The 17,777-nt window shown below is 52.5% G+C and carries 17 protein-coding genes; 8 read left to right on the top strand and 9 right to left on the bottom strand.

All coding sequences use genetic code 11. The annotated features are described in order from the left end of the window. Nucleotides 1-9: 9 nt before the first annotated feature. Nucleotides 10-759, bottom strand: a complete 750-nt coding sequence (locus AC1931_RS07820) for an alpha/beta hydrolase (protein WP_483876689.1) — start codon at nt 757-759, stop codon at nt 10-12. A gap of 120 nt (nt 760-879) precedes the next feature. Here AC1931_RS07820 and AC1931_RS07815 point away from each other — a divergent pair, with 120 nt between their 5' ends. Beyond that, nucleotides 880-2,448, top strand: a complete 1,569-nt coding sequence (locus tag AC1931_RS07815; protein ID WP_483876688.1) for a DUF2868 domain-containing protein — start codon at nt 880-882, stop codon at nt 2,446-2,448. Then, complete coding sequence (locus AC1931_RS07810) at nt 2,448-3,863, top strand: GTPase/DUF3482 domain-containing protein (protein ID WP_483876687.1); 1,416 nt, start codon at nt 2,448-2,450, stop codon at nt 3,861-3,863. Before AC1931_RS07815 ends, AC1931_RS07810 begins: the two co-directional genes overlap by 1 nt. A gap of 204 nt (nt 3,864-4,067) precedes the next feature. On the opposite strand, the gene AC1931_RS07805 is transcribed toward AC1931_RS07810, so the two are convergent. After that, on the bottom strand, nt 4,068-5,510 hold the full coding sequence (locus tag AC1931_RS07805; RefSeq protein ID WP_483876686.1) for a cryptochrome/photolyase family protein: 1,443 nt from the start codon (nt 5,508-5,510) through the stop codon (nt 4,068-4,070). Nucleotides 5,511-5,691: 181 nt separating this feature from the next. On the opposite strand from AC1931_RS07805, the gene AC1931_RS07800 reads away from it, so the two are divergent. Further along, nucleotides 5,692-6,129 (top strand): hypothetical protein, encoded by a 438-nt coding sequence (locus AC1931_RS07800; protein WP_483876685.1) that lies wholly within the window; start codon nt 5,692-5,694, stop codon nt 6,127-6,129. A 72-nt stretch (nt 6,130-6,201) separates the two neighbouring features. Here AC1931_RS07800 and proX read toward each other — a convergent pair whose 3' ends face one another. From proX to proV, 3 genes are read right to left on the bottom strand one after another with little or no spacing between them, the layout of a single operon-like run. Beyond that, nucleotides 6,202-7,221, bottom strand: a complete 1,020-nt coding sequence (proX, locus tag AC1931_RS07795) for a glycine betaine/L-proline ABC transporter substrate-binding protein ProX (protein ID WP_483876684.1) — start codon at nt 7,219-7,221, stop codon at nt 6,202-6,204. A gap of 35 nt (nt 7,222-7,256) precedes the next feature. Beyond that, nucleotides 7,257-8,096 carry an ABC transporter permease gene (locus AC1931_RS07790; protein WP_483876683.1) on the bottom strand — a complete coding sequence of 280 codons (840 nt, stop codon included), beginning with the start codon at nt 8,094-8,096 and terminating at the stop codon, nt 7,257-7,259. Between the two features lie 3 nt (nt 8,097-8,099). Continuing rightward, nucleotides 8,100-9,347 carry a glycine betaine/L-proline ABC transporter ATP-binding protein ProV gene (proV, locus tag AC1931_RS07785; protein ID WP_483876682.1) on the bottom strand — a complete coding sequence of 416 codons (1,248 nt, stop codon included), beginning with the start codon at nt 9,345-9,347 and terminating at the stop codon, nt 8,100-8,102. A gap of 429 nt (nt 9,348-9,776) precedes the next feature. Here proV and AC1931_RS07780 point away from each other — a divergent pair, with 429 nt between their 5' ends. Then, nucleotides 9,777-10,040, top strand: a complete 264-nt coding sequence (locus AC1931_RS07780) for a hypothetical protein (protein WP_483876681.1) — start codon at nt 9,777-9,779, stop codon at nt 10,038-10,040. On the opposite strand, the gene hemH is transcribed toward AC1931_RS07780, so the two are convergent. From hemH to AC1931_RS07765, 3 genes are all read right to left on the bottom strand, one after another. Beyond that, complete coding sequence (gene hemH / locus AC1931_RS07775; protein WP_483876680.1) at nt 10,022-10,990, bottom strand: ferrochelatase; 969 nt, start codon at nt 10,988-10,990, stop codon at nt 10,022-10,024. The two genes, AC1931_RS07780 and hemH, sit on opposite strands and share 19 nt — an antisense overlap. 105 nt (nt 10,991-11,095) lie before the next feature. Beyond that, nucleotides 11,096-12,130 carry a uroporphyrinogen decarboxylase gene (gene hemE, locus AC1931_RS07770; RefSeq protein ID WP_483876679.1) on the bottom strand — a complete coding sequence of 345 codons (1,035 nt, stop codon included), beginning with the start codon at nt 12,128-12,130 and terminating at the stop codon, nt 11,096-11,098. Nucleotides 12,131-12,240: 110 nt separating this feature from the next. Further along, nucleotides 12,241-13,344 carry a radical SAM protein gene (locus AC1931_RS07765; protein WP_483876678.1) on the bottom strand — a complete coding sequence of 368 codons (1,104 nt, stop codon included), beginning with the start codon at nt 13,342-13,344 and terminating at the stop codon, nt 12,241-12,243. A 363-nt stretch (nt 13,345-13,707) separates the two neighbouring features. On the opposite strand from AC1931_RS07765, the gene AC1931_RS07760 reads away from it, so the two are divergent. From AC1931_RS07760 to AC1931_RS07745, 4 genes are all read left to right on the top strand, one after another. Continuing rightward, nucleotides 13,708-14,571: a Tll0287-like domain-containing protein gene (locus AC1931_RS07760; protein WP_483876677.1), complete on the top strand. Its 864-nt coding sequence runs from the start codon at nt 13,708-13,710 to the stop codon at nt 14,569-14,571. Between the two features lie 9 nt (nt 14,572-14,580). Then, the gene (locus AC1931_RS07755) at nt 14,581-15,441 is read left to right on the top strand and encodes an OmpA family protein (RefSeq protein WP_483876676.1); all 861 of its coding nucleotides are present in this window, start codon (nt 14,581-14,583) and stop codon (nt 15,439-15,441) included. Between the two features lie 89 nt (nt 15,442-15,530). Then, nucleotides 15,531-15,872: a hypothetical protein gene (locus AC1931_RS07750; RefSeq protein WP_483876675.1), complete on the top strand. Its 342-nt coding sequence runs from the start codon at nt 15,531-15,533 to the stop codon at nt 15,870-15,872. A gap of 13 nt (nt 15,873-15,885) precedes the next feature. Continuing rightward, entirely contained in the window at nt 15,886-16,539 is a 654-nt protein-coding gene (locus AC1931_RS07745) for a DUF8082 domain-containing protein (RefSeq protein ID WP_483876674.1), read from the top strand. Nucleotides 16,540-16,593: 54 nt separating this feature from the next. On the opposite strand, the gene AC1931_RS07740 is transcribed toward AC1931_RS07745, so the two are convergent. Then, on the bottom strand, nt 16,594-17,658 hold the full coding sequence (locus AC1931_RS07740; protein WP_483876673.1) for an NAD(P)H-dependent flavin oxidoreductase: 1,065 nt from the start codon (nt 17,656-17,658) through the stop codon (nt 16,594-16,596). Nucleotides 17,659-17,777 lie beyond the last annotated feature (119 nt).

Below are 17,777 nucleotides of genomic sequence, written 5' to 3'. Positions count from 1 at the left end.
GGGGGCCTGTCACAAGGTGGCGATAAAACGCTCCAGGGTTGAAAAATACTCGCGACTGTTGACGAACATGATGTCGTTATGGTTGCCCTGAGGAAAAATCTTCAATTCCTTGCGTCCGGGAGCCCATTGGTACAGCTTTTCCGCGTGTTGGGCACTCACCAGACCGTCATTGCGCGTATGCATCACCAGCACCGGGCCCGGGTAAGCAGCGATTTTGCGCTGCTGATTGAGATGAGCATCTACAGCTGCATCGAATTCTGTCAAACTGACTCCCAGCTCCTGTGGACGCACCCGTAACAACAGACGTTCGCGCACGTCGGCGATACCACTTTCGATCACCAGTCCAGCCACGTCCGGGAAAAGCCGAACCGCCTCAAGCGCAAAGATAGCGCCTACACTGCGCCCAAAAATGATTAACTCCTGAGGGGGAAGCTGCAGAGCTGCAAGGGTCGCCTTTACATCTTCGAGCATTTTCCCCAGTTGCGCCTCCCCCGTCGACGACCCGTAACCGCGATACTCTGCCAGGAAGCAGTTGCACCCGATTTGACTGATGGCCGCGACAAATCCGTCCAGCCAGTCATCAACAATCTCGCCATTGCCATGAAAGTGCACCAGGGTTTTGGCGTGCGGATCAACTTCATGATAATAGCAGGCAAGCTGAGCCCCTTTTACCTCAACCATAAAAGGCTCAGAAAAAGATCCCCGGCGTGGGAAAAAATAGCGTTGTGAAATGAGTTGATGATTCAGCAAATCGTTCATGGTGAGCCTCCAGGGCAACGAGCGACAGCAACATGGTGTCACAACCGACTGTTTTTTGTTATGATCCCGGCACAATAAAAAATCTGTTAACAGTATCTCAATCAGATAGCGCCACCGTCAATGAAACCTTCATTTACCCTGTCGGATATCCTCGACCTCGAATTTCTCTTCAAGCGTGATGAACCTTGCCTTGAACAGGGAGATGATGCGGAGCTGCGCCGCCGCGACCGCGCTATTTATCTTGCCACCGGGGTGGCTTCGGCCGCCGAACCTCCCACACGCGAGCTGGCGTGCCACTGGCTGCTGGCCCGGCGTCAGGAATATCAGCGGCAGCAACTGCAGCTGCCGGGGCAGATCTGGCAGGAAACCACCACTTTCAGCGCGATTCTGTTCTTTCTGCTCAGTCTGCTGACTGGAATCGGTACGGCGGCAGCCTTTCTCCGTTATGACGGGACCACACCGGTCAATGTCTCCGGTTTTGTCGCGCTTTTCATCCTCGTACAACTGCTGCTGCTGTTTCTCAATCTCGCTCTTCTTGGCTACCGTTCCCTGCGCCGGATAAAAGCGCCGAAGTCAGTCCTTTATGCACTGCTCGCCGATGGCTTGAGCAAGCTCTGCACCTCCCTGTTCAAACGCTCCCGGAAACATCTGGCGGCATCTCGGCGTCTTGATCTGCAGGCCGTGTCCGGAAGCTTGCGACAGCTACGGCAAATCTACGGAAAGCTGCTGTTGTGGCCGGCCTTTATCCTGCTGCAGCTGGCCGGCAGTGGTTTTAATCTGGGGGTGTTGCTCACCCTGCTGGCTAAAATCAGCTTTACTGATATTGCCTTTGGCTGGCAGTCGACCCTGCCGTTGACCGATGCGTTTCTCGCCGAACTGGTGCGCTGGATCGCCCTGCCCTGGACCTGGCTGCTGCCACAGGATTGGGCTTATCCTGGCCTTGAGCAGATTATCGGCAGCAAAATTGTCCTGATTGAAGGCAACTGGCGCCTGACCAGCGCTGGTCTCACCTCCTGGTGGCCGTTTCTATTGTGCGGAACCCTGGTTTATGGTTTTCTGCCGCGTCTGTTGCTGCTGGGCTGGGGGAGTTATCAGTTACGCCTCGGGCTGAAGAATCTACCCTTAGATAGCGCCCCTTTTCGTCAGTTGCGCCGACGTATGCTGACGCCACTGGTACAAACCGAATCACAGCAGCAGATCCCTTCCATGATGGCATTTCAAGAACCAATCCCAAACCAGAAACGACAGATGCGCTCACTCACCGGTAGTGGTCAGCTGGTTCTGATCCCTGATGAGCTCTGGGATGCTTGCACCATCGATCTTCTGACTCCCCATCTCATCGATCAGGACAAGGGGAGCCCATTGATTCCGATCCGTTACGGCGCCATCGGACAATCCGGAACGGACTTGTTCGAGCAGGTCAAGAGCACCTTGAAAAACCGTAACCTTGCCGGTATTATTGTGTTGCAGGAGGCTTGGCAACCACCAATCCGGGAGATCACCATCCTGTTAGAACAGCTACGCCGGATGATCGGGACATCCTCGTCCCTTGCCGTCGCCCTGGTCGGGCGGCCCGTCGCAGACAACCCACTGACTCCGGTTGACTTGCAGGACCTGACCATCTGGCTGAAAACCACGAAAGCGCTGGCTGATCCCTACCTTGATGTTTTTCCCCTGGTGCGCAACTGATGACGACCTCCGTCCCAGAATTTGCCATTATCGGCCACCCCAACGAAGGAAAATCCTCCGTCCTTTCCACCCTGGCCGAAGACGATCGCGTCAGGATCAGCCCGATCCCCGGTGAAACCACCGACGTTCAGAGCTTTCCGGTCACCATCGATGGAAAGGAAATCATCCGCTTTGTTGATACCCCCGGGTTTCAGAACCCCCGTCAGACCCTGACCTGGATGCAAAACTATGCCGGTCCTGCGAACCAGTTGCTACCGGCGTTCATTGCCGCACATCGTGATGATCCCGATTTTCGTGATGATTGCAGTCTGCTAACGCCAATAGCGGCAGGAGCCGGAGTGATTTTTGTGGTTGACGGCTCACGGCCGCTGCGCAATATGGATAAAGTGGAAATGGAGATTCTGCGCCTGACCGGTGCCCCGCGCCTGGCGGTGATCAACAGCAAAGGGGAGGACACCCTCTATCTCGACCACTGGCACAGCGAATTTCGCAGGCACTTCAATGCCATCCGGGTGTTCAATTCAAGCCGCGCCAACTACGCCCAGCGTATCGAGCTGCTGGAAAGCCTTAAAGCCATTGACCAACAATTAGAGCCGCTGTTGAAAATGGTCATTTCCACCTTTCAGAGGGACTGGCAGGAGCGCAGTCATCGCACTGCCGAACTGATTCTTGAGTTTTTGTGCGACGTCCTTGATTACCATGCCACGGCAACCTTTGGCATAAAGGATGACGAAACCTCGATCAAAAAAAAATTGACGCTAACCTATATGGACCACGTCAGTCGTAAAGAGCAACAGACTCGCAAGGCCATCCGCACCCTTTATAAACACAACATTTTTGATCTTGAGCTTCCCCCGCATTCGATTCTTGAGGAAGACCTGTTCAGCGACAGAACCTGGGACTTTCTGGGGCTTACGGACAAACAGCTGGTGCTGGCCGGTGCCATCAGTGGCGCAACCATCGGTGCCGGAATCGACCTCGCCGCCGCCGGTATCAGTTTCGGGGTATTTTCAGCACTGGGGGGGATTCTCGGGGCCGCCGGTACCCTGTTGAAAGGGAAGGATCTAGTTGACAGTTTTGAGCTGCTTGGCTTCAAGGTTGGTGGCGAATCGATCCAGGTCGGACCGGCGCGTAATATCCAGTTAGTGTTTATTCTGATTGACCGTTGCCTGTTGTTTACTTCTCACGTCATCAACTGGGCCCACGGGCGGCGGGACTACGATCAAAACCTTCTGCTCAAAGAACAGGATGGTGACAAAAAGGGTTTTACCAGCAACTGGAGCAGCGACGATCGCAAGGTCTGCAGCCAGTTTTTTCACGCTCTACAAAAACAGGATGGGGAAACCCTGGAAAAAACCAGTGCCCGTCTTTATGAAATAATCGTCCGGCAACTACTCCGGATGTCTGAAGAATGACCAAAATCAAAGCCTTCTCTCACAAAGGCACGAAGCCACAAAGAAGATTAGTCCGTTAAAGTCTTTTGAATACTCAGATTGCAAGAAATACACAGGGGTTAAAACTCGAAAAAAGCTTTTTATGGTTTTAAAATCAAAAACTTTTTTCAGATTGTCTCTGTGTTCTTCGTGGCTTCGTGTGAGGCTGCCTTTACCTGACAAATATCAACCACTGTGCCGCATTTGCTGATAGGCGTCCAGCGCCCGCTGCCGTGACGCTTTCAGATCGACTATCGGTAGCGGGTAATCCCGTCCCAGCACAACATTCGCCTGTTCCAGCAGTGTGGCAGGCGCTGTCCAGGGCGCGTGCAGATAGCTATCGGGAAGAGCGGCAATCTCCGGCACATAGCGACGGGTATAGTCACCGCGGGGATCAAACTTCTGCCCTTGCGTCATCGGGTTGAAGATACGGAAATAAGGCGCGGCATCGGCGCCACAACCGGCAACCCATTGCCAGCTGGCGGCATTACTGGCCAGGTCGGCATCCACCAGACAGTCCCAGAACCAGCTCTCCCCCTGTTGCCAGGGAAGCATCAGGTTTTTCACTAGGAAAGAACCCACCACCATCCGTACGCGATTATGCATGAAGCCGGTCTGCCATAGTTCGCGCATCCCCGCGTCTACCAGCGGGTAGCCAGTCAACCCACTCTGCCAACGGCGTAGTCCCTCTTCATCCTTAAGCCAGGGAAAGCGCTGAAACTCGGCACGCAAAGGCGATTCCGGCAGGTGAGGATTATGGTAAAGTTGATAGTAGGAAAATTCACGCCAGGCCAATTCGCTGAAAAAATGGTCAAGGTCATCTGCCGGGATCTTTCCGGTTACAGCCGCCGTCAATAGAGCCTGTCGTATCTGATGGGGGGAAATTTCACCGAAATGCAGATGGGGTGATAACTTTGAAGTCTGCTCCAACGCTGGAAAATCGCGTCCCTGGCGATAACCGACAAGGGCTCCGGCGACAAATTCGTTGAGTCGCTGGTGCGCTCCTTGCTCTCCCGGTTGCCAGTGCTGTTCCAGTTTTTTGTACCAACCGTGACGTGGCAACAGATTCAGCTCATCGAGGCGACAAGAACCGGATAAGTTCACGGCATCACAAAAAGGCAGCGGCGGGATTTTATCAGCAGGAGACCTGGGAGTATTGCGACCAAGGCAGCCTTTGCGGTAATAGGGAGTGAAGACCTTGTAGGGAGTACCGTCACCCTTGAGCACCTCCCATGGTTCCCACAACAAGGACGCGTTAAAACTCTGTACAGCAATACCGGATTGATTCAGGGTCTCTTTGATCCGGCGATCTCGATTGATGCGCCAGGGCTCATAGCAGCGATTCCAGAAAACCCCTTCAGCACCGACCTCGTGTGCCAGTCTCGGCAGGATATCGCCGGCGTTCCCGCAAAACAACCGCAGGTTTCCCTGCAACTGGTGCTCAAGCTTCTGCAACGAACGATACAGCCACCAGCGACCGGTACTGCCGGTACGCCATCTATCGGCCTGTTCATCGTCGAGAATATAGACCGGGATGACAGCGCCCTGCTGAGCGGCAGCTGTCAGCCCCGGATTATCCGCCAGGCGTAAATCCTGACGGAACCAGAATATCACCGGGACATCGCTCATTCATCACTCCAGCACAACAATAAAGCAGTTGACATTCAATTTCTTGAATATTACGATATGTGCATAACAAGTACAAAACTCAACCTCTATACAGGCAACTATTCGATTGTCAATTTCGCCGCCGGATCGGAGGTTCTGAGCTCAACAGTATATACCTGTAACCTTACCCAAGGAGTAAATCATGGCCGATGTTTCCATTTATCGCAACAGTTCGGATAAATCTTTTGATGTTCTGATCGACGATCTGAAAAAAGCGATCGTCGCATCAGGTTTCAGCGTCCATCATCTCGACAAATCGGATTTGGTGGCCTTTTACCGTGATCAGGGAGTAAGCATGCCGGAAAATTACCGCCACGCCATGATTCAGATGTGTAAGCCGGTAAATTCAGGAAGATCCCTGCCGGCCAACCCCGAGCGCAGCGTTTTTGTACAGAAGTTTTTTTCGGTTTACAATAACGGGGACAAAACTGAAATTCGCTTTTTGATCTACTCGCCGGAACTGATTATCCGCCTGCTTGGTGACGACGAGGAGGGAGCAGAACCGTCCAACCAGGATTTTGCCCAGAATATGACGAATGCTTTTGGAGCAATGAAAAAGATTGCTGATACGGTGGTTTAAGGTATGACCTGAGAAAGCCTACCACCACCAGACCGAAATATTTATTGCGGCCTGGTGGTGGTCAAGCTGTCGCTACTTGGCTGCCTTACGTGCTTCGGCCAGCCAACCATCCCAGGTAGAACGGTTCTTATCGATCCACTCCTGGGCATGACGTTCGACATCACGCTGACTTTTCTCACCTTCATTCATTCTGGTGTTCTGCTCGTTGATATCGATCAACGGCAAGTTGAATACCTCGAAAAATCTTTTAGCCGCCGGGTTTTTCTCAAGAAATTTTTTATTGGCAACAACCTGGATATCACTGACCACAAAGCCAGCCTTTAACGGATCGGTCACGGCGCCTTCGATGCCGCTGACGGTCATCCGATCGACCCCCGCTTTCTGGGCCTCACGGGGAATGATTTCCGGAACGTTGATCCACATGACATCCTCACCCGGCTTCAATTTGAAAATCGTCCAGTTGGGCGCCCAGGTATAGAAGAAAACCGGTTTTCCGGCCTGATAACGGGCCAGGGTGTCCGCCATGCTGGCGGAGTAACCGGCTTTGATCGGATTGATATGATCGTCCAGATCGTAGACATCAAAGTGGTGGGTGATCACTTGTTCACATCCCCAGCCCGGAGGGCAGGCCGTCAGGTCAGCCTTGCCATCACCATTGTCATCAAAGGCTTTTTTAACTTCAGGGCGTTTGAAATCATCCAGTGATTTTATGTTGAATTGCTCCACGTGCTTTTTCGAGACCAGATAGCCCTGCAGTCCACCGGCCTTGGCAACGTAACCGACAATCTCGACATTCTGCTCCCAGCCGGCCGGCATCTGGCCGACATGATTGGGGAACCAGCCGTTGGTCCAATAGTCGATATCACCTAAAAATACAGACTGATAAAACAGCGGATTGGTTAACTCTGTCGGCTGTTTAACATCGTATCCAAGCTCCGTCAGACCAGCCCGAACCAGGGCTTCCTGAAAATAACCGGTATCCCAGGTTGCCCGGGACGGTTTTACCGTTATTCCCTGGCCCGGCTTATCTGCTGCGGCAAAAACCGGCGCTGCAAGCAGGATTATCATGATAACCATCATCAGTTTCTTCATTCTTTTTCTCCTTTGTTGTTTGATGGAACGGGGTATTATTTGTCGGCCATCCCCTGAGTAATTCGATCAAGCACCATGGCCAGTAGCACGATAGCGAGACCGCCAATGGATGCCAGACCGATTTGTAATGAATTCAACCCTTGAACAACCGGATTACCAAGACCCCCGGCACCGATCAGGGCGGCGATAACAACCATCGACAAAGCCATCATCAGGGTCTGATTCAAGCCGGCCATAATGGATGGCATTGCCAGGGGAACCTGGACCTTGCGCAGCACCTGACCGGACGTAGCACCAAAAGCCAGAGCGGCCTCGATCAACTCGGGATGTACCTGACGAATCCCGAGACTGGTCAGTCGCACAATCGGCGGCAAAGCAAAAACTATCGTCGCCAGAATCCCGGAAACGGTGCCGATACTGAAGAGCATGACCACCGGCACCAGATAAACGAATGGTGGAATAGTCTGCATGGCATCCAGACAGGGGCGTAAAAATGACTGGAAACGATCACTGCGGCCCGACATGATTCCCAGTGGAATACCGATCAGGGCACAGAAGAACACTGAACTGACGACCATCGCGATAGTAATCATGGTGTCGCGCCATAAACCCAGATAACCCACCAGGAAAAAAGACAACAGCGTAAAAATAGCCACTCCCTTGCCGGCAAATCGCCAGGCAGCGATAGTAAATAGAAGGATGACCACAACCGGTGGCAGGGTTGTGAAAAGCCATTCAAGCGCCTGCAGGCTCAGTTCAATCGGCACCTTAATGCCCTGAAAAAAGTCGCGATAGTTTATGACCAGCCAGTTAACAAAGGTTTGTACCCAGCTATCAAGGGGGATCAATTGTTCTTCAAAGGTAAACAGATTCATTGGTTAGACCTCTTCCTTCTCGGCCTGATCCTCATCAACCATTTCTTCCGGTTGGTTACGATGCAGGGTTTTCAAAAACAGATTTTTGGAAATAGCACCAAGGTATTTGCCGTTCTCATCGACAATCGGTAAAGGCGATGGATGGGCAGCAACTTCAGGGAGGATGTCCTGCATTGAAGAACTCGCGGGTGCCGGAGAAACCTCCTTGATATAGGCATCGGACAAGCGCTTTTCGCTATCGGATTGGTCTATCATCTCGCGCAAGCCATCAGCCGATACCAGTCCGAGATACTTGTGATCGGCATCAATAACATAACCGTATTCCCGGTCGTTTTTGATCAGGCGCTGCAAAGCTGCACGGGGGTTTTTCCCGTCAGTTGCAATGATGGTGACCTGAGTATCACTGGCAATATCACCGGCAGTGAGAATGTTGGTTGGATCAACACCGCGGAAGAATGCACGGACATAGTCATCAGCCGGGTTCTGTAAAATCTCTTCAGGGGTGCCGACCTGCACCACACGACCGCCCTCCATAATGGCAATCCGATCACCGATCCGCATCGCCTCGTCAAGATCGTGGGAGATAAACACCACCGTTCTTTTGACCTTGGCCTGCAGCTTGAGCAGTTCGTCCTGCATTTCGGTACGGATCAGCGGATCAAGGGCCGAAAAGGCTTCGTCCATCAACAAGATATCCGGATCGACCGCCAGTCCCCGCGCTAGACCGACGCGCTGTTGCATGCCACCGGAGAGTTCCTTGGGAAATGATTGGGCGTAGGGAGCCAGGCCAACCTGGTCTAGGGCTTCGAGGGCGCGATCTTCACGTGCTTTTTTGTCGGCGCCGTCCAGTTCCAGACCAAATGCGGCATTCTGCAATACTGTCAGGTGAGGCATCAGGGCAAATGACTGGAAGACCATGCTCATTTTCTTGCGACGCATCTTGACCAGCTGATCATCACTCATGGCGGTGATATCCTCGCCATCAATAAGCACCTGTCCGGAAGTCGGTTCAATCAGGCGGTTCAGCATACGCACCATGGTCGATTTGCCGGAACCGGATAACCCCATGATGACAAATATCTCTCCGGTACGAATATCAAAACTGGCGGATTGGACACCGACGGTGGCCCCTGTTTTTTCGTGAATATGTTCCTTCTCATGGCCTTCTTCAAGCAGCTTCATCGCCTGTTTGATGTTGGCGCCAAAGACCTTGTAGAGATTTTTAACACTGATTTTGATGTCCTGATCCATCTGTACTCCTGACGTGATAGTGCAATATTTACAGGACGTTCTCTTTGAAAAAGAGCAGACGTCCACGAGCATTCCTGACGGAACAGAAATTTCTGACGGAATTTTTTTGCGGGTTCAACAAACCCCGAAAAGAAATCACCTGCAGCGGCAGGAACTGACTTATTTGTTTTTTTAAAGAGACAGAGCAACCCGCGACCCGGTTTGATCGAACGACACAAACCAGGCGCTACTCTTATTTGGGATGAGAATCTTCGGAAGTACCGCGCGGGGCGGCATCCTCAACGATTCTCATGCGGGATCAGGCGAAGCACCCTGGCCAGATGCTGCCTGTAAAATCATAACTATAATGGAATGTTGCTTAAAAATCAAATAGCTGTCTGTTTTTAATTATTTGGCTACGTCGATCCGGCAATTGAAGGGGTGACTTAAATGAAAAAACTCAGGTCAACATCGTCTGTCAGCAGATTGTTGCAGCGGTTTCTGCCGATTTCAGTCAAAGCAGTCGCTGCGGTACATCATTGCCAGGCGGCCTCGACTTGCAAGGCAGGCGGGACATACCTGGCCGGCATCATCATATTCCTGCTCGGCCAGGTGCATTCCGGCAATTTCAGCGGGCTCAGTCAGGGGCTGTTCGGGATCGAACAGATGATGACACAAGAGACATTGTCGCTGTTTCATGCGCCGGCAGACTGAACCAACGCGGCCATGGCGTCGAGGAAATCATCGTTGTCATTCAGGGAAGGGGCCCGACAAAAGTTGACGACACCGGCGCTGACCGCCAGTTCACGGTACTCCATGTCGATCTCTTCGAGGGTTTCGATATGATCGGAGACAAAGGAAATGGGCACCATCAGCAGGGATTGATGTCCCGCTGCGGCAATGCGGGTAATTTCCTCTTCGGTGCCGGGCTCCATCCATTTGACCGGACCGCTACGACTCTGATAGGCGATGGACCATGAAAAATCGCCTACCCGATCCATCACCCCTTTTGCTGTTTCCTCCACCTGCTGCTGGTAGGGATCGCCGCGATCAATAAACTTTTGCGGCAGAGCGTGAGCGGAAAAAAGAATCTGCACATCGTCACGCATCAGTTCGTGAAAAGACTCAAGCCCCTCACGTACACGATTGGCCAGAGAATCAAGATATAAAGGCCAGTCATGCCACTGTTCAATGACACGATATTCCAGATCCGGATATATCTGTGCCGCTGCACGCTTGAAATCGTTGACGCTACTGCCGGTTGTTGCCCCGGTATAATGAGGATACATGGAAAGCACCGTGGCGCTGGTGATGCCGTCAGCTTTGAGCTGGATCAGCACTTCACTTGCGAAAGGGTGCCAGTAACGCATTGCTACGCAGGGGACAACCCCACCCTCCAGCCTTTCGGCAATCCCCCTGGCCTGCTTCTGCGTCCACTCAAGCAGCGGTGATCTGCCGCCGATGGCGCGGTAGTTTTCCACCACTTTTTTGGACCGGAAATAGGAGATCAGGCGCGCAAAGGGCTTCTGCAAAACAGCTCCGGCAGGCAGCTGAATCAGCTCACGATCAGAGAACAGGTTGTAAAGAAACGGGCGCACCGCTGCGAGGGAATCAGGTCCACCCATGTTGAGCAGAATCAGGGCGTGTTTCGATTTTACAGACATCGGACTCTCCACGCAGGAACTTTTTCGTCAAGGCAATTCGTGCCCCCTTTTCCGGTTTCCAGCTAACCTTTCCCCCGGGAGAAGGGCGAAAAGAACATATCTTCCCTACTTCTGACTCAACCGATGCACACACTCCACCAGATGAATCGCATTCTCCGGCGGCACCGTCGGCAGAATACCGTGACCCAGGTTGAAGATAAAGCCGGGCCGATCGGCATTTTCATTCAGGATCCGTTGCACTTCTTTTTCGATGTAGGCCTTTGGTGCATAGAGCACCGTCGGATCAAGATTGCCCTGAACCGCCACGTCGTCACCAAGGATCGCACGGGCCTTATCAATATTGACGTGCCAGTCAAGACCGATGACATCACTACCGGCATCCTTGACCAGGTCAAGCATGGTGCCGCCATTCTTGACGAAGTAGATAATCGGAATGTCCTTGCGGTCAAGGCCATCAATCAGATTTTTAACATAGGGCAGGTTATAACGCTCAAAATCGTTGGGGGCCAGCAGTCCTCCCCAGGTATCAAAAATCTGGATCGCCTGGGCCCCGGCAGCAATCTGCATATTCAGATAGCGCCGATCCATCTCCGTGACCTTTTTCATCAGCTCGTCATAGAGAGGAAAGTCGCTGTACATCATCTGCTTGAGACGGGCAAAATCCTTACTTCCCTGCCCTTCAACCATGTAACAGGCCAGGGTAAAAGGAGCACCACCAAAACCGATCAGGGGCACGCGTCCTTCAAAGGCAACACGTAAACGTTTGATGATCTCAGGGACGTAGGAAACCGCCTTGGCCATGTCCTCCGGGACCACCAGGGCCTCCACATCGGCACGGGTACGCACCGGGTTGGCAAATACCGGCCCCGGCACAAAATCGAGTTCCAGACCCATCGGCTCCAGCGGCGTCAGAATGTCGGAAAAGAGAATGGCTGCATCGGCGTCAAGGATATCGATGGGCTGGATGGTCACTTCCGCAGCTCGTGCCGGGTCCTTGCATAGATCAAGAAACGTACCGCCACCTTTAGCCCGCACCTCCTTGTACTGGGATAAATAACGCCCGGCCTGGCGCATCAACCAGACCGGCACCCGATCGACGGGCTGACGCCAGCAGGCTTTGATAAAATTGTAATCGGACATATGCTTTCTCCTATTGAAATATTTTCAAATCGATGGGAACACTCGCTATGAGCGTCCGCGTTTCTTCACTGGAATTAACACGGACAGGCACGGGGCCTGCCCCTGCGGCATTATTTCGCTGCCCCCGCTGCTTCCTCCGCCAGCCTCTTGCGGGTTTTAGGAGGGATATAGTTGCAGAAGGGTTCTTCAGCCATATAATCGCCGTGAACCGCATCAGCGCGGGCGCGGCAACCGCCGCAGACATTGACATATTCGCATTCTCCGCACTTGCCGGTGTATTTACTGTTATCACGCAGATCATTGAACACTTTGGAGTTAAACCAGAGCTCCTTGAACGGAATCTGTTTGACGTTACCGACTGATGAGTGGAAGTAGGAGCACGGCTTAAGATTGCCAAAGCAGTCGATCAGGCAGATGGACTGGGCAGCGATGCAACCCTTGCCGCCACCGGTTGAAAAGGTCAGGCTGCGGCGCTTGAAGTCGATCCCTTCTTCTTTGGCTTTTTGGGGAACGATCCGATAATAATGAGGCGCACAGGTCGGCCGCATCAGAATATCTTCCTCGTTCTTCTCCTGCTCATAGTGCCAGGTGAGGATTTCTTCGTAGTCTTCCGGAGAGATCAGTTCGCTCATGATCTCTTCCCCGCGTCCGGTCGGTACAATCATGAACATGTACCAGGCGGTTGCTCCCAGCTCTTTGGCCGTCCGGAAGGTTGCAGCAATATCCTGCTGGTTGCGTTTGGTAAAAGAAGAATTGATCAGAAAAGGGATACCGTTGCGCTTTAAGGTTTCTGCCCCGCGCACAACACCCTCAAAGGCTCCGGGTGAACTCCGAAAATTATCGTGGATTGCCGCTGTTGAACCGTCCAGAGAAAGGGAGACCATCCTGATATCAGCACTCTTCATCTCTGCGCACACCTCATCGGTAATCAGGGTCCCATTGGTGGCCATGCACATGCGTAGACCTTTGGATGTGCCGTAACGCGCTATTTCAAAGATGTCTTCACGCATCAACGGTTCGCCACCGGACAAGACCATCACCGGGGTACTCACCTCACAAATATCATCAATCAGCTTGAACGCCTCTTGCGTATTAAAATCACCCGCTGAGGATGTTAATTCGGAGGAACAGCGACAATGAACGCAACTTAAATTACAGCGTTGGGTACTCTCCCAGGCAATCCATTTGGGAATATATTCTTTCTGTTTTGCCATGTCGTCTCCTTGAAGTTGATTTGAACACTCGACTTTACTACGGTACGTTATACAGCTCAAGCCTTCTTTATGCAAAAGGGACAACATTTATATTCTACGAACAGACCAGCGCAGCCAGCAACACGCCGGAAACACAACTAAAAAAGTCATCATGAAAAAATCAACATGGAAGACAAAAAATGAGCATTCTCTTACGTTTTGTCTTGACCTGCCCTGATTGATGTGTAAAATCTAATTCTACCGAGCATCACCGTATACACCCCTGGACAATTAACAAGCCGCCGGCACTGATTTCAGCCAAAGCGGGACTAAAGGCGTATAAGCGCTATACAAAGAAAGGAAGTAAAACAAATGGGCATTCGCATGAGATCTATCCTGGTCATGGGCATTCTCGGTTTTCTGGCGATCGGAGTTCTCGGTTTTACCAGTTATCGCCTGAGCATGAAAAATGCCCTTGAGGAAGCAAAAATCAAGAGCGACCTGGTCATGAACTACGCCATGGCCTCGCGTGAATTCACCCGCGTTTCCCAGTCCCCGCTGGTGCGGCAGCTGGTTGAACCGGATCGCTTTTACCCTGAAATCATGTCCGGCTTTGCGACCGCACGCGGGGTTTACGAGGAGTTCGAAAAAACCTATCCCGGTTATGTTTTCAGACAGGCAACCCTTGATCCCCTGCACCCCTCCAACAAAGCAGATACCCAGGAAGTACAGATCATCCAGAAGTTTATCGACAATCCGGATCTTAAGAATGACGAAGGTCGCATTGTCAGGGGTGGGAAAGAAGTCTTCTATACCGCCACCCCCTTCACCGTAATGAGTAAAAACTGTCTTACCTGCCACGGTGACCCTGCCGATGCACCGAAAGACCAGATTGAAATCTATGGCGACACCAATGGCTACGGGTGGAAAATGGATGAAGTCGTTGCTGCCTTTATTGTTTATGTTCCGGTTGCCGATGCCATTGCCTCGGCCAAAACCATGTCGCTGACCCTGGTGCTTTATGGTGCCGGCGGGATCGTCGTCATGCTTGTCATCATTGGCTGGTTCCTCAATCGCGATGTTGTTACTCCCATTGTCCGCCTGGCCGAGCGTGCCGAAGATTTCAGTCTCGGTGAAAACCTGGACGAACCGATCGACAAAAATGCCACCGGCGAAGTTGGTGTGCTGGCCCAGTCAGTTGAACGTTTACGGATCAGTCTCAATAAATTGATGCAACGTAACCGCTAGGAGACATCCATGCGCATACCCTCATTATGGGTGGCCGGGCTCTGGATCATGATTATGCTGTTACATCCAGGCCCGGCATATTCGAATGACTGCGACGCACTACGCCAAAACGTCCAGAAGGAGCGCAGCCTGATCAAGAAACAGAAGCTCCTGGATGAAGCCGTGCAGGCCTGCCCGAACCACGCCCAGTTGCATTATGATAAAGCTTATGCGCAGGAACGTCTGCGCCGCTATGATGAGGCCCTGACCTACTATTTGAGGGCAACCGAACTTGATGAGAATTTTACCAAAGCCTACTTCGGATTGGCCGACATCTTTGTTGTGCTGGGCAACCTAGAGCCCGCCATCTGGGCATATCAATCCGGATTGGCGCTGGAGCCTGACAATCAGCGCGCTCTCGCCTCTCTGGAACTGGCACGAATAAAATATCGATCCGAAAAGGGAGAACGCATTACCACGGATGAGTTTGTCCGGGTTATGCAGGAAAGTCGCGATCAAAGCACCACTGAAGGAGCACTGGACGGTCCGGTCGTGCGCATGCAGATTCTCTTTGAGATGAGCTCAGCCGGACTGACGCCTAGCGCCGTACAACAGCTTGAAACGGTGGGATCGGCGCTGACTCACCCGTCACTGGCTGAACAGCGTTTCGAAATTGCCGGACACACTGACAGCACCGGCGCCCCCGAGGTAAATCTTCCCTTGTCGCGGTTACGGGCTGAACAGGTCAAACAGCACCTGATCGATCGCTACAGCATTGCACCGGATCGCCTCACTGTCGTTTATTATGGTGATACGCGCCCGGCTGTGGCAAATGATTCGGCGCAGAATCGGGCCATTAACCGCCGGGTCGAGTTCCGAAAAATCAGGTAAGTTTTTTAAACGGCTGATAAAAGCTGATACAGTCCATATGATTCGCGGATAAATTGATTGCCCAGCCGATCAACAGAAAGGCAAAAACGATGTCAGATCTGCCGGAAATTGTTCAGACAATCCAGGACACGCCCGGAGTATTGAGGGTTACCGTCCTGGACCAACGCGGGGCCGTCCGTGCCCAGTCTGGCGAAAAAGACGAGAAAAAACTGGCTGACTATATCTCGTTCATGTCAGTGACTGCGGCTCAGGTGCGCAACTACATGAATATCAACGTTCCGAATTATGCCAGGGTCGTGTTATCCTCAGGACAAACACTGCTGATTCTGTTCGGTGAAGAACTCAGCGCCGGGGTACTGCTGGATGAGGAGACGGAGTATCTGGATATAATCGACAACTTTGCTTCTGTAATCAATGAACTGAAGCTTTAGAAATGAGGCGGCAATGAATAACCTGCTTGAAGAAATCAAAACATCACCGGGTGTCCTGGGGGCCTGTGTCTACTCGAGCAAAAAAGGGATTGTCGGGTCAAACCTGCCCGCTACCTTTAATTCAGAACAGCAGCAGCGGATTACCAGTATTCTCCACCGCGTATTTCGCTTGAATGATGCCGCCAGGCTCGATGTGAACGCCTATGAAATCCAATACGATGAAGCCTTGCTGATGGCCCGCCGTCTGAACACGGAAACAACCCTGGTGGTTGTGTGTGCCCCGGATGTCAATGTTTCCCTGGTATCAATGGCCTGTGGCATGCAGAGTGCTGAACTGCTGGAGGAGATAGCCGCACATCCGGGTGGCACTACCCCATCATCAACCGCGGCAGCACCTGAGCCTACGACTCCGGCGCCAGCCAAGCTGACACCGGCAGAGGTTCTTAACGGCCCCCTTGCTGATAAATTGACCGGAATAAAGCGTGCGTTGGCCAAATGTATTGGTCCGGTTGCCGGAATGGCCCTGGATGGTGCCCTGAAAACCTGGCTGGCGAAGGGCGAACCAACCGCGGAACGCTTGCCGGATCTTGCTGAATTGCTCTTGCCCGAGATCGATGACGATGAAGAAAAAGCGACCTTTGTACAGGAGGTAAAGCGACTGCTCTGATCAGTATCCCCATTCATACGATAATGCCCAAGCCGCCCTCTCCGGGGGCGGCTTTTATTTTTCCCCAAAAAGCTCTGCGAAAACTTCTTTCACCGTTGAAATACGTTCAGCCTTCCAGGCATTGGTGCCACAAAAGATCAACCCCGTTTCACGATCCCCTTTTTGTGCCCGATCCAGAGCCTGGACAATACAGAAACGCTCACGATTATCCCGGTAGGCGCATTTTTTCAGACAGCCCACCGGACAGTAAAGGTCTTCATCGAGATCGCGCTGACGGACCGTCGCGACATTGCCGATCAGAGCGCGGCCCGGCAGGCCGGCTGGGCTCATCATCAGGCCGATATCCGAGGGGGTGCAGTCGAGATAGGCCTGTTTAAAGGCATCGTCGGCGTCGCACTCTTCAGTGACGACAAAACGCGAAGCCATCTGCACGGCATCCGCCCCTTCAGCAAGAGCATGTTCCAGATCGTCACGATCCCAGATGCCGCCGGCGGCAATGATCGGGATATGCAGATTCCACTCGCTGCTGAAGTATTCCTTCACGGCACGCACCGTAGCATACTGATCGTACTCGCCGGAACCGATCTTTTCCGGCTTTTCACCCAGATGACCGCCGGCGGTATCGGGATCTTCCACCACAATAGCATCCGGCAATCGCCCGTAACTCTTGTGCCATTTGCGGGCGATCAATTGTGCAGCCTTTAAGGAAGAGACAATAGGAACCAATGCCACATCAGGGTATTCTGCCGTCAAACCGGGCAAGCTCAAGGGCAAGCCGGCACCGCTGATGATCAGCTTCGCGCCGCCTTCACAGGAGGCCTTGACCGCATCGTCATAATTGCTCACAGCGACCATGCAATTTACCCCGATAACGCCATCAGGGGCAATTTCGTAGGCTTTGCGCAATTCGTCGAGCAGCGCCTGACGATCATCGGCAAAATAGTTGTCACCGGTCGCCGCATCGCTACCTAACGCCAGCCCGGGGGTTGCAATCACACCAATGCCGCCATTTAATGCCACGTGGCCGGCCAAACGATAACCGGAAACCCGCACCCCCATACCGCCCTGGATCAGAGGGTATGGTACACTGTGCTTGCCGATAGTAAGTCCATTAGGCATATAGTTGATATTTCCTTTACATGATACGAATTGTTATCCCTGACCTCTTTACGAATAATATCGTAATCATCTCGCAACAAATGTAATACTTGTGTAAAAACTGATGGATAGATCTTTGT

Source organism: Pelovirga sp. C15f, assembly GCF_057178085.1.
Note: the sequence above shows the minus strand (reverse complement) of the source record. Positions and strands in the feature narration are given on the sequence as shown.

Excerpts from the sequence above, each read along its gene's own strand:
- AC1931_RS07815 (WP_483876688.1), top strand. The coding sequence starts at position 880 with ATGAAACCTTCATTTACCCTGTCGGATATCCTCGACCTCGAATTTCTC.
- AC1931_RS07755 (WP_483876676.1), top strand. The coding sequence starts at position 14,581 with ATGCGCATACCCTCATTATGGGTGGCCGGGCTCTGGATCATGATTATG.
- AC1931_RS07765 (WP_483876678.1), bottom strand. The coding sequence starts at position 13,344 with ATGGCAAAACAGAAAGAATATATTCCCAAATGGATTGCCTGGGAGAGT.
- AC1931_RS07780 (WP_483876681.1), top strand. The coding sequence starts at position 9,777 with ATGAAAAAACTCAGGTCAACATCGTCTGTCAGCAGATTGTTGCAGCGG.
- AC1931_RS07745 (WP_483876674.1), top strand. The coding sequence starts at position 15,886 with ATGAATAACCTGCTTGAAGAAATCAAAACATCACCGGGTGTCCTGGGG.
- proX (WP_483876684.1), bottom strand. The coding sequence starts at position 7,221 with ATGAAGAAACTGATGATGGTTATCATGATAATCCTGCTTGCAGCGCCG.
- AC1931_RS07800 (WP_483876685.1), top strand. The coding sequence starts at position 5,692 with ATGGCCGATGTTTCCATTTATCGCAACAGTTCGGATAAATCTTTTGAT.
- AC1931_RS07820 (WP_483876689.1), bottom strand. The coding sequence starts at position 759 with ATGAACGATTTGCTGAATCATCAACTCATTTCACAACGCTATTTTTTC.
- AC1931_RS07740 (WP_483876673.1), bottom strand. The coding sequence starts at position 17,658 with ATGCCTAATGGACTTACTATCGGCAAGCACAGTGTACCATACCCTCTG.
- AC1931_RS07810 (WP_483876687.1), top strand. The coding sequence starts at position 2,448 with ATGACGACCTCCGTCCCAGAATTTGCCATTATCGGCCACCCCAACGAA.
- hemH (WP_483876680.1), bottom strand. The coding sequence starts at position 10,990 with ATGTCTGTAAAATCGAAACACGCCCTGATTCTGCTCAACATGGGTGGA.
- AC1931_RS07790 (WP_483876683.1), bottom strand. The coding sequence starts at position 8,096 with ATGAATCTGTTTACCTTTGAAGAACAATTGATCCCCCTTGATAGCTGG.
- AC1931_RS07750 (WP_483876675.1), top strand. The coding sequence starts at position 15,531 with ATGTCAGATCTGCCGGAAATTGTTCAGACAATCCAGGACACGCCCGGA.
- AC1931_RS07760 (WP_483876677.1), top strand. The coding sequence starts at position 13,708 with ATGAGATCTATCCTGGTCATGGGCATTCTCGGTTTTCTGGCGATCGGA.
- AC1931_RS07805 (WP_483876686.1), bottom strand. The coding sequence starts at position 5,510 with ATGAGCGATGTCCCGGTGATATTCTGGTTCCGTCAGGATTTACGCCTG.
- hemE (WP_483876679.1), bottom strand. The coding sequence starts at position 12,130 with ATGTCCGATTACAATTTTATCAAAGCCTGCTGGCGTCAGCCCGTCGAT.
- proV (WP_483876682.1), bottom strand. The coding sequence starts at position 9,347 with ATGGATCAGGACATCAAAATCAGTGTTAAAAATCTCTACAAGGTCTTT.